Below are 21,357 nucleotides of genomic sequence, written 5' to 3' on the forward strand. Positions count from 1 at the left end.
AGCGCTATCTGATCCAATTAAAAAAGATTAATTACTTCGTTTTCTGACCAGGCTGCTAAATGGTAGTGATATAACTGTAATGAACCAATTTCGTTGACCTTAATCTTATCGATGTCGTCGTAAAAATGTTTTGGAAACTCAAACGATGCATGAATAAGTCCTGGTGTTAACCAATCTTCAGGTACCGGAATGTCAGTGAGGGCAGCTAAGCGTTGCTGCGGATTTTTGCCCATTTTACTGCCAATACTCCAGCCCCATTCACCAAAGCTTGGTACATTATGGTGATACTGTTTAACGTTAAATCCAGCCGCGCTGAGGGTTTTGCCTACCGAAATAAAAGCATTAGGTGCATGATAAGGCGAGGTTGATTGCACCGTGATGACGCCGTCTGCGTTGAGTAATTCATTGAGCTTTCGGTAAAACAAATCAGAGTAGAGTTTATTTAAATCTGGGTGACTTGGATCGGGCAGGTCAACAATAATGGCATCAAATAACTGGCCATTACTGAGTAGTTTATCCACGCCATTAAAGGCATCGTCGACCATTAAGGTTAAACGAGGATCGTTGAGCGCATCACCATTAAGCGCTAATAAGGCATTACTGAGATCTGTTGGCATGTCAGCGGGTGGATGTTTAAATAATGACAATAAGTCTTGGTCTAAATCCATTAGGGTGACTTCTTTAGGTTGCCATTTGAGCACCTGTTTAAGCCCAAGGCCGTCGCCACCACCGATAATTAACACCTTGTCGTGCCGGGCACTGGCTGCCAAGGTTGGGTGTACCAGAAAGCTATGATAGATATGTTCATCGCTGCTGGAAAACTGTAAACGGCCATTAATGTACAAGTTGTACACGGGAGCCAGGCCCCCGCCGCGAAGGCGTTCGGTAAAGTTTAGTTGTTGAAAACGAGTGGCTTTAGCGTAGACCACTTTGTCTTTATACAGCAGATTATTAAAGTGTTGTTCCCAGCTTGGGCCCTTTACTGCCAACAAACCAATGATCACGCTGGCAACGATGTGACCAACTAATAATAATTTTACATGGCGAATTTGCGACCAAAAGCGCCAAATAAACGCAAGCCCTGCTAATAGGTTTACGCTGGCAGTTAATGCCGCCGCTAATTGGATATCAATTGCCAGCATAAAAGCGACCCAAATGGCCGCACCCACACCAGCACCAATATAATCGGCACCATAAATGGTGCCAGCATTGTGCAGCAAATGTGCGTCAGATAACGACTGACGTACACGGGCAATGAGTGGGATTTCCATACCAATCATTAACCCAAGTAACACGCCCCAAGCATAAGGTAAATACTCGCTTAAGGTTTGTAAACTGGCAATAAAACCGCCATTAGGTAAATGATCTGAGGGTAAGCCAAGGGTATTGGCAATGGTAAGTGGTAATTGCTGACCAAAACCAATCACAGCTGCGGTAATGATAATGGCAAATGAGCCACACAAGGCAACGGTGAGCTCGAGCATGGCAAAGCCGGTAAAGGCGCATTTTATTTTACGTGCCGCAAACGCGCCCATCCCCATCGACACAATCATCAAGCCAATCATGGTGTAAATGGCGGCTTCTAGCGCGCCTAAAATACGCCCAGCGTAGTGTGACAATAGGTATTCGTAAATAAGGCCACATCCCGCTAGTGCCGCCATAATACCCAGTAATAAGGCATCATCAAACCTGGAAACATGGCGAGATACAGCAGGGCTTTGCTCTTTGCCCCCTGTTATGATTTGGGGGCTAGGGTCAAGCAAAGGGGTTGTCATAGATTACGCCATTAACGCCGTTAAAATAAATGCGACAGCAATACTAATGGCCATTTCGACCGCGGCGATGCCGATGTTGTGCTGCTTTTCAACTTCTTCAGCTAAGTTAATCCCGGCTAATACTAGCTTTTTAACAAGTGCAATGAGTAACGACAAGGCAACGAGCATAATTAACGAGAACACAAACCAGCCAATAATATTGGTAACGTAAGCTGTGGGTTGGTAAATAATAAAGTGGCTTGCAGCATTAAAACTTAATGCCATGGCGATCATGTAACCGCTGTGACGAAGTGCTAAGGCGGTTTGACCTTGTGCTAAGGCCTGTTGCATTGAGGCATTTTGATTGCGTTTGGCATAACGTCTTTCACGTAAACGTGTTAGCAGCACTAACATGAGTTGTGAGATTAAAAATGCGCTAAAAATCGCAATAAAGGTGTTTACGGTGATGTCTTCTGCCCACATCAATACGGCGCGAATAATAATGGCAGTCGCAATAGCGGCTGCGGCATCAACCACGGCAACCGAGACGTTTCCTTTTAAAATTTCGGTATTTTTGGCAAATTCGTTTAAGGCGATTTTGTCATGTAAAAAACGCCCTAGTTTAATGAGTACTAATCCAAAAAAACCATAAGCGGACATGCCAATTGCTTCAGTTAAGTATGAGGGCGCGGCTTCACCGGTAATGGCGCCTGTTAGTACAATACCTAGCGCGGCAACCGCGCCAGCAGTGCTAATACCAAAGGCAAAATTGTCGCGTTCTGCCAGTTCTGCACTGCTATTAACTTTAATGCTCCAACCTTGCAAATAACGCATTAGCGCCAACAACACAATCGCGATAGTTAAGTCGATTGCTAAAATGATCGCCAGAGGTTGTGTTAAGCCATATTCTTGAAAAAATGTCATGGTGAGTCCTTACCTATTTACCACGGCTAACACCGCGACTAGTGCGGCTGCTTGAGTTGCGAAAACTGCTGTCTTTAGAATAATTTGAACGAAACTTGCTGCCAGAGCTTGCCGTGCGAGTTGTGCTACTGGGTTTTGGTGCACTTGTGCTTTGACGTGACAAGGCGCTAGAGCCTTGGCGTGTTTTTGCATAAGGGCTGTCGAAGCGTTTGCCTTGGCTGTCAAAGCGTTTTTTGGTTTGTTCAAATGTTTTGGCTTGTGAAGTGGCCTGTTTTGGTGAGGTATAACGATAACGGCCTACGTCGTTATAGTAACTGTAACCACGTCGGCTCGACCAATTGTCGTAATATATTGGGCGGGTAAAATTAGAAAACATCGCATACATACCGTACCAAGCCCAAAAAGACATGCCATTTGAGCCCGTTTGCCAACTACCGTAGGCTGGGTTTCCTACAAGTTGGCTACCAGGTTCAGTACCGTCAGTACCGTTTGCTAAGGCTTCTGCTTCACGGCTAATGGCATTAACGCGTGCCAATTGGCCTTTAGACATGTCGGCAACCACGTTAACTGGGTCCGATAGCATGTCGTTAAATAAGCTCGGATCCGCAGCTTGGTAAATATTTTGCGCTTCGGCCAATTGTTGGTCTAAGTCAACAAAGTTGGCACTGTTACTTAAGTCTTTAAACCGGCGCGTTAATGACTGAAACATTGGTCCATCTGTGCCTGCGTCTTTGGCGAGCTCGTCAAGTAAAGGGCGTAAGTCAGGTTGGCTTTTCGCTAAAATACTGGTGTATTGCTTGAGTAAATTGGCATTGCGTAATTGATTATCATCAAGCGAAGTTGATAGTAAATCAAGACGCTGCTGCGTCAATTGCTGGTACTTAGCAATTTGCTCCGGCCTGTCATCGCCACAAGCACTTAAGGCAAGCGCAACAATCATGACGGTTATCAATGTGAGTACACGGGGGAGGTGACCTACCATGTTTTCTCCAAAATGTAGATTTTTCATGTGCTAATTCAATATGACACAGGTTATAGTAATCTTGATGTCAATGATATTAATCTGCATCAATAGACTGATCATTAGATATAGCATTCACGACATAATATGTCCAACATTCATTTTCTTTAGGGATATTTATTGCCATGCAAAACCAAAGTAACAAGGTGTTATCTGCAGCGCTAGTAGAAACGGCAGATCGTTACTGGTTAAGACTATGCGAAGTTTGGCCTGAAGCTAAAACAGCGCTGTCGGCCAAGCAACAGCAAGAGTTAATGTCGGTTTTTGCATTGAGTGATTTTATCGCCGAGCAATTATGCCGTCATCCACAATGGATTTCCCAGCTATTTGATGGCTTGCTAGATGAAGTGGTTCGTAGTCAGTTTGATATTGAATTGCATGCACTTTTAGAAGACGTTACCCAGGAAGAACAGGCCAAATCTGTATTGCGTCGATATCGCAATCTGCAAATGGTGCGCCTAGCGTGGCGCGATTTTTTAAACTATGCCAAGGTTGAGGCATCATTACTCGACTTGTCTGCGCTTGCTGAAGCTCTTGTTATTGCTGGCCGCGACTGGGTCTATAAAGACATGTGCAAGCAATTTGGCACGCCAACGAGTGCAGATGGAAAGCCGCAACCCCTACTTATTTTAGGTATGGGAAAACTCGGTGGTCGTGAACTGAACTTTTCATCCGACATCGATTTAATTTTTACCTTTCCTGAACACGGCGAAACCGTGGGAGGGCGCCGGACTCAAGATAACCAACAGTTTTTTATCAAAATGGGTCAACGTTTGGTGAATATTCTTGATCAAGTCACCGTTGATGGGTTTGTGTTTCGTGTTGATATGCGCTTGCGTCCTTATGGCGAAAGTGGGCCGTTAGTGGTCAGTTTTAGTGGGCTTGAGGATTACTATCAAGAGCAAGGGCGTGATTGGGAACGCTATGCCATGGTCAAAGCTCGCGTGTTAGGCCCTTGGAGTGGTTATTGCGACGAGCTGCATGACTTGCTGCGCCCATTTGTGTATCGCCGTTATATCGACTTCTCGGCAATCGAATCGCTACGTAAAATGAAGCAATTGATTGCTCAGGAAGTAAGACGCAGACAATTAACCGACAACATTAAATTGGGTGCTGGTGGGATCCGCGAAGTCGAATTCGTGGTGCAAAGTTTTCAATTAATTCGTGGTGGTCGTGAACCTGCGTTACGTCAGCAAAGTTTATTCGGTGCTATTGATACCTTATACAGCCTTGGGCAATTAGAATACCTTGCTGTTGATGAGCTTAAACACAGCTATATACTGCTACGCCGAGTGGAAAACTTACTGCAAGCCATTGGCGACAAGCAAACACAAACGTTACCCAATAACCCGCTAGACTGGCAACGATTGTGCGTGCCGCTCAAACTCGAAGATGAAGCGCAGTTACGTGAGCAAATTAATGAGGCCATGGCGACCATTCATGGGCATTTTAATGCCACAGTGGGGGGCAGTGATAATCAAGATTATAATGATCACTGGTCGTCATTGTTTTGGAATATTCAGCAAGATGATGATGCGGTAACACTCCTGCAAGAGCAACAAATAGACGATGAAGCCCTATGGCCATTACTCAGCGATTGGCGCCAAACAGTGGCTAAGCGGTCAATTGGTCCTCGTGGTCGTGAAACGCTCGACAAACTCATGCCGAAGTTGCTCGAAGAGTTGTTTAATCAGTCTACCCCTAGCCTAGCTTTTAAGCCTGTGTCTAATGTGCTGGATAAAATTTTAACCCGTACGACATACCTTGAACTACTGTGCGAAAACCCTGGCGCAAGGCAACAATTAGTGAGTTTGTGTTGTGCCAGTCCGTGGATTGCACGTGAGCTGGCTAATTTCCCCATGCTACTAGATGAGCTTATCGATCCATCACAGCTCTATGATATTACCTCTATTGATGACTACCCAAGCGAGCTGCGTCAATACCTACTGCGCGTGCCAGAAGATGATATGGAACAGCAAATGGAAGCGCTGCGACAGTTTAAGTTGTCGCAGCAGTTAAAAATTGCCGCTGCGGATGTCACCGGAGTGCTGCCTGTTATGCAGGTTAGCGATCATTTAACTTTTTTAGCTGAAGCCATTATTGAGCAGGTCGTACTTCAAGCTTGGCACCAGGTTGCGGCTCGACATGGTGTGCCAGAGGGTACAAGTCCAAGTAATATGGGCTTTGCGGTGATAGGGTACGGTAAGTTAGGTGGTATTGAACTGGGTTATGGCTCAGATTTAGATTTAGTGTTTTTACATGGTCATAGCGGCACAGGTAGCACCAATGGAGAACGTTCTATTGACAACAGCCACTTTTATTTAAAACTGGCTCAACGTATTGTGCATTTGTTTGCTACTCGCACAACCTCTGGAGAGTTATACGAGGTTGATATGCGTTTGCGCCCATCGGGGGCATCGGGTTTGTTGGTGAGCGAAATAGAACAGTTTGGCGAGTATCAATTAACCGAAGCGTGGACGTGGGAGCATCAAGCGCTGGTGCGCGCCCGTTTTGTATTTGGCGACAATGCACTCGCTGCAAGGTTTAGTGAGGTTCGTGGGCAAATATTGCAACAAAAACGTGATCAACACGAGCTGGCAAAATCTGTTCGCGATATGCGCACTAAAATGCGCGATCATTTACTGCAAGTGGAGCCTGGACAGTTTGATCTTAAGCAAAGTGCTGGTGGTATTGCTGACATTGAATTTATTGCTCAGTACTTGGTATTGGCTTATGCGCATCAGCATCATGAATTGACCATTTGGTCCGATAATGTGAGAATTTTCGAAGTGTTAGCCGACCTGGAGTTAATTCCGGTAATGCATGCGCAACATCTTACACAAACCTATTGTTGGCTACGTGATGAAAATCATGAGCTCACGTTACAGCAATTACCTGGCAAGTTACCACATCAAAGTGTGGAGCGAAAAACTGACGCAGTCATTGAAATTTACAACGACATTTTACAGCCATAACAGGATGGCAAACTGCGCTTCATACTGATGTGGCTCGAGCATGAAATTAAACAGGCCTACTGTGAATATTCAGTAGGCCTGATACTTAACCTGAGTTTGGGATAAGGGATAAACTTATACTATTTAAAATCAACATGTTACCTTTCCACTTTCAAGCTTGTCATTTGTTCTGCTAACAAGGCGAATTGACGCGTCAATAGCTAGCCTATTGCAAGTCGATTCAACGCAGTTAACAGGGCAAAGGACTGTTTGCAAGGCGTTTATTATCCCGAACTCAGGTTACTTACATTAACAGTTGTTCAATCCACATTTGATAAAGTGGCAAGCCAATAAGCACATTTACAGGGAATGTAATTCCGAGGGAAGCCAGCATTGCAAGACCAATATTCGCGTCAGGGATCGCGGCTTTAATTGCTGCAGGTGCAGCAATGTAAGAAGCACTGGCACTTAAGCCTGCTAACACTAAAATACTGCCAGAGGGTAATTCAAGGGCAAAGCCTAAGGCGATCCCGACCCACGCCAATACAAACGGTGCCACTGCTGCAAATACCAATAGTCGCCATTGTTTGTAAGGGATAGGAAAGCACACCTTGGCAGTACTGATCCCCATTTCTAATAAAAATAGCGCGAGTAAGGTTTTGAATCCTGCGAGCAACATGGGCGTTAGTGGTGCCATGCCAGAAGATCCGTATATCCAGCCTATCACCACACCACCGCATAACAACACTACGCCACGGCTTGTGAGCGCTTCATGCAAAATACTGCCAGCAGAAGAGTGCACTTCACTGCCAGCAATTTTAGCTTGTAGGTAACGGTGTAACCACAACATGATAATAATCGCTGGCAACTCAAGTAAAACCAAATATAAGGTTGTTTCTGGTCGGAGTGGCCATTGTGATTTGTCGACCATTGCCATCACAACCGCGAATGTACCAGCACTTACCGAACCATAATGGGCGGCAATACTGATGGCTTCTTTTTGTGGCAGTTTGATCAGTTTTCTCAGTAATGGATACAAGCTAAGTGGGATAATAAATCCCAACGCAATCACTGCAAGTAGTTCTGATATTGCTAAATTAGCTGTCTCGCCGTGTAACGCCATACCGCCTTTGAGGCCGAGGGTTAACATCAATAAAATAGACAGGGTTTCGTAGGTGGCTTTGGGGACTTTTAAATCTGATTTAATCAATCCAGCAATTAAACCGAGCGCAAAAAAAGCAATTACAATATCAGGCATAGTATCGGGTCTGTCTGTTATTTAAGTATGGCGATTTTGCCTTGTTGTATTGCTAAAGGGAACTGTTTTAGCATTTATTTTAAGACTATTGGACAGTATTGTCTTTGTAGGCGTATTGTAGGGTGAGTGATATTTATAGGATGCATATTATGAAAAACGAAATAGATATTCACCGCGCACTAAAAGTGTTTAATAAAGTGACTCAATACGGTGAGAAACGAATGACTGCTAACACAGATGCTAAAGCGAGTGTGTTTGGCAGCGATTACTATTTGTGTGGTATCAGTGCACAAACTGATCACGATGGTTACACCATTGTGCTGTCGGATGCACAAGTGAGTTTAACGGTGTTTTTTCACAACAAATATCAGTTTGAATATCCATCTAATGATGCTTTAGACAACTTTTTACGCCGCTTTAATGACGTTGAAAATTATCAAGCTGCACCAATAGATGCGTGATAGAAAGTCGATAAATTCAGCCGCTACGCTCGCTCCCTTACTGGCGTCGCCCGTGTTTCAATTTAGTTTGGCGGCTAAACGTTTGTCTCGATTTAAGCGCCAACTCAATTAGCAAGCGGCGACAGTGTATGACAACGGTCACTTTTTGATGACAGCGTTTATCAACTAAGCAAATAGCTCTTGCAGTGATGCTCACTAATCTGTCGATTTCCGCCCTTTTTGTGTCCCTCAACGCCCTTATCATGCAGCAAGCTTACCGCCTAATAGCAGTTATTAGGCTTAAACTGAGTATTGCTGTTTAATCAACCTCAGCTCAGGATAACAAACGCCTTTCAAGCAGTCCTTTGCCTTGCTCACTGCGTTGAATTAACTTGCAATAGGCTAGCTATTGACGCGTTAATTCGCCTTGTTAGCAAAACAAATCACAAGCTTGACTGTGGATTTTAGTCAATCTATTGATTTATATCGTTATCAATACATCTCTTATCCAGAGTTGGGGTTAATCACATGCTAATAAGGATTGGTATAACACTCATATTCTTTTGCGTTAATAAGTCATTGGTGAGGCGATTTATGCTTAGCAGGTAAGGGGATAAGGATATGTGCACCACTTAAGGTGAATTGTTGAACTGGGTAATATTGCATAAATCGTATGCTTTATTATGCAGCACATTTCCTTTAAGCTTTAAGGTTACCTGTAACAATTTATTAACCCTAATCAAACCCGAAAAGGATACTAAGTGAATAATAAGAATAAGGGGATAACCTATATAGGTGCCGATATGTCATTAGAAGGAGACATGTCTATTAAGGGGCCTGCCATTATTGCTGGTAAAACAAAAGGCAGAATTACCTCAAGTCATCACATCAATATTGACATAGGTGGCCAGGTTGAAGGTGAAATATTTTGCCAAGAAATCCGTGTATCAGGCACGTTTAAAGGTAAATTACACTGTAACAAGTTAGTGATTGTCAGCTCTGGTGTTGTCGATGGCGAAGTGGCCAGTCATCAGATGGAAATATACGATGGTGGTCAGTTTATTGGGATGCGAACTAAAGGGCCGGAGTCATCTGAGTTACCTCTGTCTGAGCATGGGGACGCTGCAACTGACATGCCCCAAATGACAAAATCACCTACACAAACGTCATCCAAATGGGCTTATGCTGCAGTCGCCGGTGCAATAGTGCTTGGTGGTGTTTTATTATTACCTAAAATGCAGTCGGCAATTAATTCGCCAGAAACAGCCGCGGCGCAACTTGAGCACAACTCACCAGCTTTAGATCATATCACTGAAGATGCCGCAGCACTCTTGTATGATGTTGAGCAGCAAAGCGCCTTTGCAGAGCAGCGAGAAGAACTTATTGGCGCTGGGCAAAGCGACATCAACACCGCGATGGAAGACTTACACGCCCTTGAGCATGCAAATCAAAGCTTGGCTGAAACCGATGATACTTCGGTGTCAGAAGATAACGTCATAGCAGACTCATCATTAAATAATCCTTAAGCGTTATCGAAAAAAATGGCTTAATAACCAGTATTAACGCTGGTCATTAAGCCATTTGTGCTTGATAAGATTAGTTAAAATACGGTCGATTACGGGTTAATGCGAGTTGGCATACCGTTACGTATTTCTAATGTGCGCTTTAATGTCATCGAATCCGTTTCTGGATGAGCTAAAAAGCGTGTCATGTCTTTGTCTAATGTTAATGATACAGGCTCTTTTGAATCAAACTCAGCTTGAGTTTTAGACAACGGCTCGTGTACCTCAATATATCGGCTACCGTCAGGTTCTGCTGTGGCTTTAATTGGCTTGTTTAAAAACTCAACGCGGGTACCAACAGGTACGGTTTCAAATAAGTGTTTAATGTCATCATCGCGTAAGCGGATACACCCCGAACTCACACGAAGACCAATACCAAAGGTCGCGTTGGTGCCGTGTATAGCAAATAAGTTACCCACATACAGAGCGTATAAACCCATTGGGTTGTCAGGGCCTGCTGGCCACACTGCGGGTAGGGTAATACCGTTTGCCGCATAAATTCTACGCGTGTTAGCGGTAGGTGTCCAAGTGGGTCTTTCACGTTTACGTTGTACTGTTGTCACCCAGTTTTCAGGGGTATCACGGCCGATTTGGCCAATACCAATAGGTAACACCTCAACAATATTTTTACCCTTAGGATAATAATAAAGGCGCATTTCTGCTGAGTTAATCACAATGCCTTCCCGCTTAGTGTCAGGCAAAATTAACTGATGAGGAATAATAAGCGTGCTGCCAGGTTTGGGTAAGAATGGGTCTACACCAGGGTTTGCTTCGATAAGGTTTGTTAACCCTAATTGAAATTCTGCAGCAATTTGCTCCAGTGTAAGTTTGCCTTCTTGTGGCACCACATAATACTGGTTTTCGCCAACTAATTTACTGCCATTCGCCGGTAAGCGGTATTCGACTGCAGCACTTGAAAAGCTTAACATTATTGCAGACGCGGCAACGAATGCAGTGCGTAACGAATTCATCATAAGGGGGTTATCATTCCTAAAAATAGACGTTATATAAGTCAGAGTACAATATCTTGCGAAGCTTGACTATTGAATAGCGCGCATCCTTACTTATTACGGCTAATATTTCAACTGATTTTTTTGCACTTTAGCCATTTAAATCTCAAGTGTTTTGTTAAACGGTGCAAGTTGCCTAAGATAAGCTTGTGGCCTCATGCGGTTGCAGGGCAATAGACCTTAAGTGGCTTAATACTTAGGGGTAAATTGACGGTGAATTTTAAATGTTACATCTCGTAAGTTGTTGTGTGGGTTAAGATGTTGCTAATTGTTTAACGGGGCTTTTTTTATTGCCAGCCTATTTTCCACTGCTGCGGATCTTTTAAATCGCGCCACTCAATAGCAAATTCAGCGGCATTTATTTCTGCGCGAATAATGCATTCAATCACATTTTGCAGTTCATCATATTCCACTTTAATAACAGTAAAGTGCTTAAGCTTATTGACCACCTCAACTTTAGTCCATTTGCTGTGAAGTAATTTTTTAGGATGAATTTGATTCATTGTTTTCTCACATTTAAAGGTTATTGACGACGATGTTAGTGCCAGATTACTGGATAAATGGCAGTAATTGGTTGAGCTCTTCAATCACAATATCAGCAAGCTCTTGATAGCGCTTGTCTACGCCGTGAGTAATTAAACAGGCAATCATGCCGGCATTATTAGCCGCTTGAATATCATATAAATAGTCACCAACATACATAATAAATTCAGGTGCTATTTGCCATTGATTAGCGATAGCTAATAATGCATCGGGTGCAGGTTTTGCTGGGTAGTCTTCTCGGGTTAACACCTGTTCAATCGCGATGGCATTTTGTTTTATTTTCATTGTACTGGCCGCAAGGCTATTACGGGTGACAATCGCTGTTGGTAGTTTTGCTGTGTCAATGGCGTTAATTAATTCAGCCATGCCCTTAATCGGTTTTGCGGTGATTGCGTCTTGGTATTCATGCTCAATAATAATGTCATTGGCACGTGCCTGGCTGGTTTGACAGCCTAATTCATCAACGTATTTGAGTAGGTCGATGCCTTCAGGGCAGCCTATTTGTTGGCGAATTAACTCAAAATCTAAACTCGATTCAACTAGGGTGCCGTCTAGGTCGAAAATGATGCCTTTAATTTGCATAGGTAATGTCAATGTTTAGCCTTTATGTTGCCGATAAGCGTGAAGCGATTATTGTTAGTCGTCAAATGCGACAGAGTGTAACTCAATTGCAAAAGGGCCTTGTTGTTTTTGTGCAACTAGAAAGCCTATTCGCCCAATATCGATTAAGTTTAATATGGGTGAGTTGTTGATCTCTCGCCCTCGAAAGCTGACCGTAAAATGTTCAGCTGTAAACGTGTGCTCAGTAAGTAAGCCTGCTTGTGTGGTAAAATTAGCGACATAGGCTTCACCATAAGACAGTGCGGGTGTTTTTAAGCGCAACTGGTAAACCTTACCGTCTCCCCTAACTGTGATGGTGAGCTTTGAAGCAGAAGCGAGATTTGGGCTAAAGCGAGATTCTGTAGATGCAAATCCACCGTTATTTTCTAACGATACAGATCCGGTAAATAACATGGCTTGCTGTGGAGTCTGGGTCATTTTACTCTGGGATATGCCACCCATTACAGTGTCATTATTAATATCCCAGTGGCTAAAATGACGTTCATTGATAAAATGAAATAACATATCATCCTCATTCGCACTGTATGCAGAATTCATGAACAATAATGCAGCGATTAACCCACCGCTGCGGCTTTTATCTGTAGTAAAGGCTAGCATTATTTATCCTCTCATTCTTATTGTTTTCTCTTTGCCAAGTTAATCACCAGGCAAAAAAATGGCTTATCAGGGTGAGGGATAAGCCAAAGGTCTTACGGAGGTTGGTTGCACTTGCATACAGGGTTAAATCGGGTGATTTAATAACAACTTGTGTAATAAGTGAGTATATAAACACTAATTACGTTATCTTTTACGTCAGCTATTTGCATTTGGTTCAGTTTATTTGTGATTAAATGTGCATCACTCTTTGTACAAGGAGGGATCTTAAGTTGAGTCAGTTTGTGTATGTAGGTTATTCGACAAATCAAGGTGTTGCCAGTACCCTAGCCGAAGCTTTTATTGGGATGAGTATATGTTAAACCTAAACGACGGAACATTGATTACCACATCAGAGCTGAGCTTTACTGTGGTGAGCATTAACTTATTTAATTTTATTGAGCCACCGCATGCGTTTTATGATTTTGAAAATATCTACAGCGACAAGCAATGGCAAAAAAAGTGTGCCTGGTTAAGTGATTTTATTAATCAAAGTCAGCCCGATATTATTGGTTTTCAAGAGGTGTTTAGCCCAGATGCATTAGCTAAACTGACCCAATCATTAGGCTATGAGTATTTTGTAGCGTTAGATGAACCAGAAGTGATTAGCGACTATGTTTATCGCAGCCCTGTAGTGGCCATTGCATCAAAATACCCGATTGTGGATTCAGTTAATGTCAGCCCCGATCCGCAATGGATTACTCAATTAGGTTTAGCCGATACCTTTGCTTTTAGCCGCAAACCGCTTCGTGCCACCATTCGATTACCGGTATTTGGGCCGTGCGATTGTTATGTTATTCACCTTAAATCAAAACGCAGCGGTGTAAGCCGTGATGATATGAGTGAAAGCGGTTTGCAAGGTGGGCCAGACTTTGTTGCACGCCAGGTGCTGGGGCGGTGGGCCTCAAGTTTGCAGCGTGGCAGTGAGTCAGCATTGTTGTGTCATCAAATGTTAATGCGCCGCCAACAAAGCCAGCAGCCGCTTATGTTAATGGGTGATTTTAATGACACTCTAGGCAGCGAGCTGTTAGCGGCATTTAATCATCAGTTGCGGGTGTTTCGCAGTGACATTGAAGACCCACAATTAGCCAAGCTTGGCGAAACCTCGTTAATGGCAGAATTGCATCAAAGCAGCTTGTACGACAGTTATGAATTGTTTATTGCGGCAACTAAATGTAATGCCACTTTGGCGCAAGATGAGTTTGAATCAGCCTCATTGCTTGATGATGAACCCCATGCAGTAAGACAAGCTACGCACTATTATGGCAACACAGGATCTGTGCTTGATTACATTTTAGTGTCGAGTGAGTTCAACCCGGCTCAACAGCAAAATTTGGCGCATATTATTGATTATCAAACCTTCGACAGGCATCTTGTTCGCCCAGATTATGAACGCGACAGCGACAGTACCGACCATGCTCCCGTTATGATACGTTTTGCCGTTAGAACTTAAGCCTAGATAATCTTAGCCTAAATAACCTCAACTCTGGATAAGAGATGTATTGATAACGATATAAATCAATAGATTGACAAAAATCCACTGTCAAGCTTGTGATTTGTTTTGCTAACAAGGCGAATTAACGCGTCAATAGCTAGCCTATTGCAAGTTAATTCAACGCAGTGAGCAAGGCAAAGGACTGCTTGAAAGGCGTTTGTTATCCAGAGCTGAGGTTAAATAAACATCAGCAAAGCATTGGCTTTACTGATGCGATGTTTGCAGGTGCGATATAGTGGGTTATTGACGTAATCGCGCCTATTTGGTGTTTTCTTCATACATTAAATAATGGCTTTGTTGCATGCCCAATGCTGCGTAAGTTTTTTGAGCAACGGTGTTGTCATGTTCAACGTATAATCTAAAACTGGCGGTCCCCCCATTGGCCGCGGCAAAATCTTTAACTGCTTGATAGAGCTTGCCATAAATGCCTTGGCGACGATTTTGTGGTCGAACATACACGCTTTGAATCCAGTAATAATTACTGGCGCGCCAGTCGCTCCACTCGTATGTGACCATCAGCGACCCGACAATTTCACCATCTATTTCAGCGACTAAATAAACTCCGCGTTCAGGGTGAGTTAACAGCCCCTCAACCCCTTGAGTGAGCTTTTTGGTATCTAGGGTCAGGTTTTCGGTTTCCATTGCCATGGCTTGATTAAAATGAACCAAGGCGTGCAAATCGGCGTGTTGGCCAGCTCTTATTATCATGAAACTCTCGCAAATAATTGGATATTGAGGAATGCCGCGATTGTTATTGAATTTTTATTTATTCGCTCGCGGCAGCTTTAGTGTACGCCAATATTGCACTGCTTCGTAAGAGCCTGTGACCAAACTCACGGGATAAAATCAGCGTTAAAGGGGGGGGGGCTTGAGAAAGTAAACACTGCGCGGGCAACAATGGCTTACCGTGACTTTGTTTTAAGCCTAAATCGAACAGTTGGTGCATATTTATACACAAAAAATGACTGATTGTAGTCAATAAAAGCGAGAGTATAGATAAGGGATTTCACTCTGCGGTGAGGCTAATCTTGAATATTTTTCATGCACAGGCTTTCGCTTAAACCTTATTAGCGCTTACTTATTTACCACTGTCCACTAACGTATAATTGAAATTATTGTGACGATGCAGTAATGTGACGCCACGACAATTTAGATCAATGTCACAAACTGCATAAATTGATGGAGATAATTATGAAAGTTGCTGTATTAGGTGCTGCTGGTGGTATCGGCCAGGCGCTAGCTTTACTGTTAAAAACTCAACTGCCTGCGGGTTCAAAGTTGTCTCTATATGACATCGCTCCTGTTACTCCGGGTGTTGCGGTTGACTTAAGTCACATCCCAACAGACGTAGAAGTAAAAGGTTTTGCTGGTGAAGACCCAACGCCAGCATTAGTTGATGCTGACGTCGTATTAATGTCTGCTGGTGTAGCGCGTAAGCCTGGTATGGATCGTTCAGATCTATTCAACATCAACGCTGGCATCGTGCGTAACCTAATGGAAAAAGTGGCTGTAACTTGCCCTAAAGCATTAGTGGGTATTATTACTAACCCAGTTAACACCACAGTAGCCATTGCTGCTGAAGTATTAAAAAATGCTGGTGTGTACGACAAAAACCGTTTATTCGGTATCACAACTCTAGACGTAATCCGTAGCGAAACCTTTATTGCTGAGCTTAAAGGCTTAAACGTTGCTGACGTTAAAGTTAACGTTATCGGCGGCCACAGCGGTGTGACGATTCTGCCATTACTTTCTCAAGTTGAAGGCGTGACTTTCTCTGATGAAGAAGTTGCAGCAATGACTACTCGTATTCAAAACGCGGGTACTGAAGTTGTTGAAGCTAAAGCCGGTGGCGGCAGCGCAACATTATCAATGGGCCAAGCTGCATGTCGCTTTGGTTTATCATTGGTACGTGGTTTACAGGGCGAAGCTAACATCGTTGAATGTGCCTATGTAGACGGCGGCAGCGAGCACGCTGAATTCTTCGCTCAGCCAGTATTACTTGGCAAAAACGGCGTAGAAAAAGTATTACCTTATGGTGAAATCAGCGCATTTGAAGCTAACGCTCGCGATGCAATGCTAGATACCCTTAAAGGTGACATTAAATTAGGCGTTGAATTTGTTAAGTAATTAACAAAGCAATGCGATAAAAAACGCGAAGCTAATGGCTTCGCGTTTTTTTTGCTAACCCAAAAATTACCAGTTAATCGGCTTGCCTTGCCAGTCGAGGTAGCTGGCTTCGCCATCGGGTTCACTGTGGTCCATAATTTGGTGAAGTTGGCTGGCGACAAAGGCTGGGGTAAAGAGTTTGCCTTGTGGCACATTGGTTTGAAAAGGTTTTGATAATGGCGTGTCGGTGGTGCCGGGGTGAAACGCAATCAGCTTCACGCGTTTAAGGCGTCTAGCATATTCTACTGCCGTGGTTTTAATGAGCATGTTTAAAGCCGCTTTTGAGGCGCGATAGCCATACCAACCGCCGAGGCGATTATCTGAAATGCTGCCCACTCTGGCACTCAATATACTGATAACACATTTTTGTTGGCTGCTTACTTTATTTTGTGGCTGCAACAACAGTGGGGTGAGGGCGCTGAGCCATAGCATGGGTACAATACTGTTGGCATAAAACAGTTGCTCTAACGAGTGAGCATCAATGTCTTCTATGCGTTTTTCTGGCATTAGGTCAGGATCTGCTGTTGTGAGGTGTTGGCTTTTACTGTGCAAAACGCCATTACACATCACTATGCGTGTGACTTTGCCTGCAATGGCTGCAATATCGGTTACACATTGCGTTATTGAATTTTGTTGATAATCGCAGCTAAAGTGCTGGTGGCTAACACTTCCTGTTAGTTCACCGTCCATGAGTTCTGGCAATTTAATACTAGCCTGACGGCTAATTGTGATGATTTGTAACGGCACTGCGACAGGTAAGTTTAGCTGCTGTTGCTTTATGTGTTGATGACAGGCTTGCTCAATAAAGGCTTTGGCAATAAAGGATGACGCCCCAATGACGATCATGGTTTCTGCTAAGGTTGAATCGCTCATGCGCTTTGCCCTTATTTAATGTTACAGCTGCCGGTGTCGCAGCGCTTTTTACCGGTCAGTAAATACGATATCCGGTAGCGATTACGGGCAAAAGCCAAATAGGCGAGGTCTGCCACAGGTTTAATCACGGGCAGACGCAGCAGTTTCACCCAACCGTGTTTACCGGTTAATCCCCATGCCTTAGCGGTAACATCTAAGCCATAAAGCCAAGTGCCATCGGCTTGCAGGCCATGTAATAGGGTATTGGCTTGCACTACATCTAAGTCAGGAAAACGCTGATTAATATCTGCGGCGTTAATGTCTTCAAGGGCGATGCGGTTTAAGCTGTCGTGACGCTTTAATTGCTTCATTTCGTTAAGGCACAGCGGGCAGGTGCCATCGTAAAATATTGTCAGTTCCATTATTTACCTCATGCCATTAGCATTGCTATGACTATTCTACGCATTAGCTCGCAAACTAGTTTACCTTTTTGTTAGTGGTCTTTAGCGATCGGCATGATCGTTTTAGATTTATGATCTTTTTATTTCATCCTGGCGTATAGCTTAAAAACAATTCACTAGGGCTAAATCATGCCATTAAGCCAAGCTATTATTAACGTCACCAACTTACGTTTACGTACCTTTATTGGGTTTAATCAAGAAGAGCGCGAAAAGCAACAGGATGTGGTGATCAACATAGAGATCCACTACCCGGCAGATCGTTCGTTTCAAACCGACGATGTCGCAGATGCGCTAAACTACAAAGTGATCACCAAAAAAGTGATCCAGCATGTCGAAGAAGGTCGTTTCTTATTACTTGAAAAACTAGTGGCTGACGTGCTCGACATTTGTCGTGAGCACCCTAGCGTAACCTTAGCCCGAGTCACTATCGATAAACCCCATGCATTGCGTTTTGCTGACTCTGTTTCTTTGTCTTTAGAGTATCAAGCCTAATTTATTAAGGATGTTATTATGACCACCATTAATGACATAACTCGCGCAGAATTGTCTGCCGAGGCACTAAAAGTTCAACAAGCGTTGCTTGCCCATGGTCTTGAAACGCCTCTTATCCCAAGTGAGATGACCAGCGAGCAAAAATATCAGCGCATTAAAGGTTTAATGACCGAAGTTGTCTCAACCCTTGGGCTTGACTTAACCGACGACAGCCTAGCCGAAACGCCGCACCGTATTGCAAAAATGTACGTCAATGAGATTTTCTCCGGCCTAGATTACGCTAATTTTCCTAAAATCACCCAAATTGACAACAAAATGGGTGTTGAAGAAATGGTAAAAATTAGCAATATCAGTGTGGTGAGTACCTGCGAGCATCATTTTATTACCATCGATGGGTTAGCCAAAGTGGCATACATCCCTAAAGGCAACATTATCGGCTTATCTAAAATTAACCGTATAGTGCGCTTTTTTGCTCAGCGGCCGCAGGTGCAAGAGCGCCTCACGCAGCAAATTTTAGTGGCGCTGCAAACCTTGCTCGAAACCGACGACGTTGCAGTGAGCATCAATGCGACCCATTATTGCGTTAAATCCCGCGGCATTATGGACACTTCATCAAGCACCCAAACCACAGCGCTTGGCGGCTGTTTTAAAGCTAATCCAGCCAGTCGTGCTGAATTTTTAGCCTAATGTCACACGGTTAACTTCAATTTATTGAATGGCTTCACCTCCCTGAGTTGAGGCCATTTGTTTATTTTAAACCCTATATAAAAACATTACCCCGAGATTACTTTGAGATAAGCACCTAATTTGCTTATGATAAGTTTTAGGGTATGTCATTAATTAAACATAAAGAGAGCATTATGGAACGCACAATACTGATAACCGGTGTAGGTAAGCGCATTGGTTATGCACTGGCTAAACATTATTTGGCTCAAGGTCATCATGTTATTGGCACCTATCGCACTCATTACGACAGTATTGAGCAATTGGGTAAGCTAGGCGCAAGCTTACATTCGTGCGACTTAACCGACCCTGCGGCTATTGAGGCGTTAATTGCCCACATCAATGAGCACCATGCTCGTCTTGATACCATTATCCACAACGCCTCAGACTGGTTGCCAGACAATAATGGCTTAAGCCCCGGTGATACCATGGCGCGAATGATGCAAATTCATGTATCAGCGCCTTATCAAATCAACCTTGCATTAGCGCCATTGTTGATTGCCGCCGCTAAAACTAATGACGACAATATCGGTGCCAGCAATATTATTCATATTACTGATTATGTTGCTGAAAAGGGCAGTAAAAAGCACATTGCCTATGCGGCCAGTAAAGCGGCATTGCATAATATGACCTTGTCGTTTGCCAGCTTACTTGCGCCCTACGTTAAAGTGAATTCGATTGCCCCCGCGATGATTTTATTTAACGAGCACGACGATGATGCTTATAAAGTTAAAGCGTTAGCAAAGGCAATATTGCCAAAAGAAGCCGGCAATAATGAAATCATCAGCCTTATCGATTATCTGCAAAATAGCCATTATGTGACGGGCCGCAGTTATGCCGTCGATGGGGGCAGACAGTTAAAATAAGCTAACTTGTAGACGCTGGAATTGATCCTTTTCAGGTTGATTAGGTATAGACTTCTAGATGGCTAATTGATAGTGTAGATATTCACCAATATCTGCACCGTCTATTATCTCAAGGAAGTCACTATGTCTGTAGAAAACATGAAACTGGAATCGCTGGCATTACATTATGGTTATGAGTCAGAAGCGACCACTAAAGCCGCTGCCGTGCCCATCTACCAAACCACTTCATACACCTTTGACGATACCCAACATGGCGCAGATCTGTTTGACCTTAAAGTCGCAGGTAACATATACACCCGCATAATGAACCCAACCACCAGTGTATTAGAACAACGTTTAGCTGCGATTGAAGGCGGTATTGGTGCACTGGCTGTGGCATCTGGCATGGCTGCCATTACCTATGCGATTCAAGCGCTTACTCAAGTAGGCGACAACATCGTCAGTACCAGTCAACTCTATGGTGGCACCTATAACTTATTTGCCCATACTCTGCCGCGCCAGGGCGTTGAAGTACGCATGGCGGCATTTGATGATTTTGACGGGTTAGATGCATTAATAGATGACAATACCAAAGCGCTTTTTTGCGAATCGATTGGTAACCCAGCCGGTAACATCGTCGATTTACAGCGTTTAGCTGATATTGCCCATAAACATGGGGTGCCACTCATTGTTGATAACACTGTGGCTACACCGGTATTGTGCCGCGCTTTTGATCACGGCGCCGACATTGTTATCCATTCATTGACCAAATACATTGGCGGCCACGGCACCACCATTGGTGGGGTGATTATTGACTCAGGTAAGTTTGATTGGGTGGCCAACAAAGCACGCTTTGCGATCCTTAACCAGCCAGACCCGTCTTATCACGGCGTGGTATACACCGACGCCTTTGGCCCTGCAGCTTACATTGGCCGCTGCCGTGTTGTGCCACTGCGCAATACTGGTGCAGCCTTGTCGCCACAAAGCGCGTTTTTACTGCTGCAAGGACTCGAAACCCTTAGCCTGCGTATGGAGCGCCATTGCAGTAATGCACTCGCGCTGGCAGAGTTTTTACAAAAACACCCAAGTGTTAGTTGGGTCAATTACGCCGCACTGCCAGACAGCCCATACCATCCCACCTGTCAAAAAATCACTGGTGGTAAAGCTTCAGGTATTATCAGCTTTGGCATTAAATCTGCTGATGCCGAAGCAGGTAAAATTGCTGGTGGTAAATTTATTGATGCGCTGCAAATGGTGCTGCGTTTGGTCAACATTGGTGATGCTAAATCGCTAGCTTGTCATCCTGCCAGTACCACTCACCGCCAACTTAGCGGTGCAGAGCTGGCGAAAGCGGGGGTGTCTGAAGATCTCGTGCGTATTTCTGTGGGTATTGAACACATCGACGACATCATTGCCGATGTCAGCCAGGCACTAGATAAAGCAATGGTATAAGCTCATTTTGAGTTGAATCAGTTAACTAACCTGAGCTTGGGATAATAAATGCCTTTCAAACAGTCCTTTGCCCTGCTCACAGCGTTGAATCGACTTACAATAGGCTAGCTATTGACGCGTCAATTCGCCTTGTTAGCAGAACAAATGACAA

At 43.9% G+C, this 21,357-nt stretch carries 20 protein-coding genes; 9 read left to right on the forward strand and 11 right to left on the reverse strand.

Annotation, left to right across the window (positions count from 1 at the left end; genetic code table 11):
- Positions 1–17: 17 nt before the first annotated feature.
- From L2703_RS13275 to L2703_RS13285, 3 genes are read right to left on the reverse strand one after another with little or no spacing between them, the layout of a single operon-like run.
- Positions 18–1,775, reverse strand: a complete 1,758-nt coding sequence (locus L2703_RS13275) for a polyamine aminopropyltransferase (RefSeq protein WP_248971566.1) — start codon at positions 1,773–1,775, stop codon at positions 18–20.
- A gap of 3 nt (positions 1,776–1,778) precedes the next feature.
- Complete coding sequence (locus L2703_RS13280) at positions 1,779–2,678, reverse strand: DUF350 domain-containing protein (protein ID WP_248971567.1); 900 nt, start codon at positions 2,676–2,678, stop codon at positions 1,779–1,781.
- A 13-nt stretch (positions 2,679–2,691) separates the two neighbouring features.
- Positions 2,692–3,660 (reverse strand): hypothetical protein, encoded by a 969-nt coding sequence (locus L2703_RS13285; protein WP_248971607.1) that lies wholly within the window; start codon positions 3,658–3,660, stop codon positions 2,692–2,694.
- A gap of 158 nt (positions 3,661–3,818) precedes the next feature.
- On the opposite strand from L2703_RS13285, the gene glnE reads away from it, so the two are divergent.
- On the forward strand, positions 3,819–6,674 hold the full coding sequence (gene glnE, locus L2703_RS13290; protein ID WP_248971608.1) for a bifunctional [glutamate--ammonia ligase]-adenylyl-L-tyrosine phosphorylase/[glutamate--ammonia-ligase] adenylyltransferase: 2,856 nt from the start codon (positions 3,819–3,821) through the stop codon (positions 6,672–6,674).
- A gap of 283 nt (positions 6,675–6,957) precedes the next feature.
- Here the strand turns inward: glnE and L2703_RS13295 are convergent, their stop codons facing one another.
- The gene (locus L2703_RS13295; RefSeq protein ID WP_248971568.1) at positions 6,958–7,911 is read right to left on the reverse strand and encodes a sodium-dependent bicarbonate transport family permease; all 954 of its coding nucleotides are present in this window, start codon (positions 7,909–7,911) and stop codon (positions 6,958–6,960) included.
- 149 nt (positions 7,912–8,060) lie between these two features.
- Between L2703_RS13295 and L2703_RS13300 the strand changes: the two genes are divergently transcribed.
- Both L2703_RS13300 and L2703_RS13305 read left to right on the forward strand, forming a co-directional pair.
- Positions 8,061–8,372, forward strand: coding sequence for a DUF3081 domain-containing protein (locus L2703_RS13300; RefSeq protein ID WP_248971569.1), 312 nt, complete (start codon positions 8,061–8,063; stop codon positions 8,370–8,372).
- A gap of 740 nt (positions 8,373–9,112) precedes the next feature.
- Positions 9,113–9,877: a bactofilin family protein gene (locus L2703_RS13305; protein WP_248971570.1), complete on the forward strand. Its 765-nt coding sequence runs from the start codon at positions 9,113–9,115 to the stop codon at positions 9,875–9,877.
- 89 nt (positions 9,878–9,966) lie between these two features.
- Here L2703_RS13305 and L2703_RS13310 read toward each other — a convergent pair whose 3' ends face one another.
- The 4 genes from L2703_RS13310 to L2703_RS13325 all read right to left on the reverse strand — a co-directional run bounded on the left by L2703_RS13310 (position 9,967) and on the right by L2703_RS13325 (position 12,684).
- Positions 9,967–10,884, reverse strand: a complete 918-nt coding sequence (locus tag L2703_RS13310; protein WP_248971609.1) for a L,D-transpeptidase family protein — start codon at positions 10,882–10,884, stop codon at positions 9,967–9,969.
- A gap of 326 nt (positions 10,885–11,210) precedes the next feature.
- Positions 11,211–11,426, reverse strand: a complete 216-nt coding sequence (locus L2703_RS13315) for a TIGR02450 family Trp-rich protein (RefSeq protein ID WP_248971571.1) — start codon at positions 11,424–11,426, stop codon at positions 11,211–11,213.
- 46 nt (positions 11,427–11,472) lie between these two features.
- On the reverse strand, positions 11,473–12,060 hold the full coding sequence (locus tag L2703_RS13320) for an HAD family hydrolase (protein ID WP_248971572.1): 588 nt from the start codon (positions 12,058–12,060) through the stop codon (positions 11,473–11,475).
- Between the two features lie 42 nt (positions 12,061–12,102).
- A complete protein-coding gene (locus L2703_RS13325) occupies positions 12,103–12,684 on the reverse strand; it encodes a CIA30 family protein (RefSeq protein ID WP_248971573.1) in 582 nt (193 codons plus the stop codon).
- A gap of 352 nt (positions 12,685–13,036) precedes the next feature.
- On the opposite strand from L2703_RS13325, the gene L2703_RS13330 reads away from it, so the two are divergent.
- Positions 13,037–14,173 carry an endonuclease/exonuclease/phosphatase family protein gene (locus tag L2703_RS13330; protein WP_248971574.1) on the forward strand — a complete coding sequence of 379 codons (1,137 nt, stop codon included), beginning with the start codon at positions 13,037–13,039 and terminating at the stop codon, positions 14,171–14,173.
- A gap of 300 nt (positions 14,174–14,473) precedes the next feature.
- Here the strand turns inward: L2703_RS13330 and L2703_RS13335 are convergent, their stop codons facing one another.
- On the reverse strand, positions 14,474–14,923 hold the full coding sequence (locus tag L2703_RS13335) for a GNAT family N-acetyltransferase (protein ID WP_248971575.1): 450 nt from the start codon (positions 14,921–14,923) through the stop codon (positions 14,474–14,476).
- A 483-nt stretch (positions 14,924–15,406) separates the two neighbouring features.
- On the opposite strand from L2703_RS13335, the gene mdh reads away from it, so the two are divergent.
- Positions 15,407–16,342 (forward strand): malate dehydrogenase, encoded by a 936-nt coding sequence (gene mdh / locus L2703_RS13340; RefSeq protein ID WP_248971576.1) that lies wholly within the window; start codon positions 15,407–15,409, stop codon positions 16,340–16,342.
- 66 nt (positions 16,343–16,408) lie between these two features.
- Here the strand turns inward: mdh and L2703_RS13345 are convergent, their stop codons facing one another.
- Both L2703_RS13345 and L2703_RS13350 read right to left on the reverse strand, forming a co-directional pair.
- Positions 16,409–17,254: an SDR family NAD(P)-dependent oxidoreductase gene (locus L2703_RS13345; RefSeq protein ID WP_248971577.1), complete on the reverse strand. Its 846-nt coding sequence runs from the start codon at positions 17,252–17,254 to the stop codon at positions 16,409–16,411.
- Positions 17,255–17,265: 11 nt separating this feature from the next.
- Entirely contained in the window at positions 17,266–17,655 is a 390-nt protein-coding gene (locus L2703_RS13350) for a thiol-disulfide oxidoreductase DCC family protein (protein WP_248971578.1), read from the reverse strand.
- Between the two features lie 168 nt (positions 17,656–17,823).
- Between L2703_RS13350 and folX the strand changes: the two genes are divergently transcribed.
- The 4 genes from folX to L2703_RS13370 all read left to right on the forward strand — a co-directional run bounded on the left by folX (position 17,824) and on the right by L2703_RS13370 (position 21,206).
- A complete protein-coding gene (gene folX / locus L2703_RS13355; protein WP_238106627.1) occupies positions 17,824–18,186 on the forward strand; it encodes a dihydroneopterin triphosphate 2'-epimerase in 363 nt (120 codons plus the stop codon).
- Positions 18,187–18,204: 18 nt separating this feature from the next.
- Entirely contained in the window at positions 18,205–18,873 is a 669-nt protein-coding gene (gene folE, locus L2703_RS13360; protein ID WP_238106628.1) for a GTP cyclohydrolase I FolE, read from the forward strand.
- 173 nt (positions 18,874–19,046) lie between these two features.
- Positions 19,047–19,775, forward strand: a complete 729-nt coding sequence (gene folM, locus L2703_RS13365; protein WP_248971579.1) for a dihydromonapterin reductase — start codon at positions 19,047–19,049, stop codon at positions 19,773–19,775.
- 138 nt (positions 19,776–19,913) lie between these two features.
- The gene (locus L2703_RS13370) at positions 19,914–21,206 is read left to right on the forward strand and encodes an O-acetylhomoserine aminocarboxypropyltransferase/cysteine synthase family protein (protein ID WP_248971610.1); all 1,293 of its coding nucleotides are present in this window, start codon (positions 19,914–19,916) and stop codon (positions 21,204–21,206) included.
- Positions 21,207–21,357: the final 151 nt, after the last annotated feature.

Origin of the sequence: Shewanella basaltis, assembly GCF_023283885.1 — a bacterium.
Lineage (GTDB): Bacteria > Pseudomonadota > Gammaproteobacteria > Enterobacterales > Shewanellaceae > Shewanella > Shewanella basaltis.

Excerpts from the sequence above, each read along its gene's own strand:
- L2703_RS13275 (WP_248971566.1), bottom strand. The coding sequence starts at position 1,775 with ATGACAACCCCTTTGCTTGACCCTAGCCCCCAAATCATAACAGGGGGC.
- L2703_RS13280 (WP_248971567.1), bottom strand. The coding sequence starts at position 2,678 with ATGACATTTTTTCAAGAATATGGCTTAACACAACCTCTGGCGATCATT.
- L2703_RS13285 (WP_248971607.1), bottom strand. The coding sequence starts at position 3,660 with ATGGTAGGTCACCTCCCCCGTGTACTCACATTGATAACCGTCATGATT.
- L2703_RS13295 (WP_248971568.1), bottom strand. The coding sequence starts at position 7,911 with ATGCCTGATATTGTAATTGCTTTTTTTGCGCTCGGTTTAATTGCTGGA.
- L2703_RS13300 (WP_248971569.1), top strand. The coding sequence starts at position 8,061 with ATGAAAAACGAAATAGATATTCACCGCGCACTAAAAGTGTTTAATAAA.
- L2703_RS13310 (WP_248971609.1), bottom strand. The coding sequence starts at position 10,884 with ATGAATTCGTTACGCACTGCATTCGTTGCCGCGTCTGCAATAATGTTA.
- L2703_RS13315 (WP_248971571.1), bottom strand. The coding sequence starts at position 11,426 with ATGAATCAAATTCATCCTAAAAAATTACTTCACAGCAAATGGACTAAA.
- L2703_RS13325 (WP_248971573.1), bottom strand. The coding sequence starts at position 12,684 with ATGCTAGCCTTTACTACAGATAAAAGCCGCAGCGGTGGGTTAATCGCT.
- L2703_RS13330 (WP_248971574.1), top strand. The coding sequence starts at position 13,037 with ATGTTAAACCTAAACGACGGAACATTGATTACCACATCAGAGCTGAGC.
- L2703_RS13335 (WP_248971575.1), bottom strand. The coding sequence starts at position 14,923 with ATGATAATAAGAGCTGGCCAACACGCCGATTTGCACGCCTTGGTTCAT.
- mdh (WP_248971576.1), top strand. The coding sequence starts at position 15,407 with ATGAAAGTTGCTGTATTAGGTGCTGCTGGTGGTATCGGCCAGGCGCTA.
- L2703_RS13345 (WP_248971577.1), bottom strand. The coding sequence starts at position 17,254 with ATGAGCGATTCAACCTTAGCAGAAACCATGATCGTCATTGGGGCGTCA.
- L2703_RS13350 (WP_248971578.1), bottom strand. The coding sequence starts at position 17,655 with ATGGAACTGACAATATTTTACGATGGCACCTGCCCGCTGTGCCTTAAC.
- folX (WP_238106627.1), top strand. The coding sequence starts at position 17,824 with ATGCCATTAAGCCAAGCTATTATTAACGTCACCAACTTACGTTTACGT.
- folE (WP_238106628.1), top strand. The coding sequence starts at position 18,205 with ATGACCACCATTAATGACATAACTCGCGCAGAATTGTCTGCCGAGGCA.
- folM (WP_248971579.1), top strand. The coding sequence starts at position 19,047 with ATGGAACGCACAATACTGATAACCGGTGTAGGTAAGCGCATTGGTTAT.
- L2703_RS13370 (WP_248971610.1), top strand. The coding sequence starts at position 19,914 with ATGAAACTGGAATCGCTGGCATTACATTATGGTTATGAGTCAGAAGCG.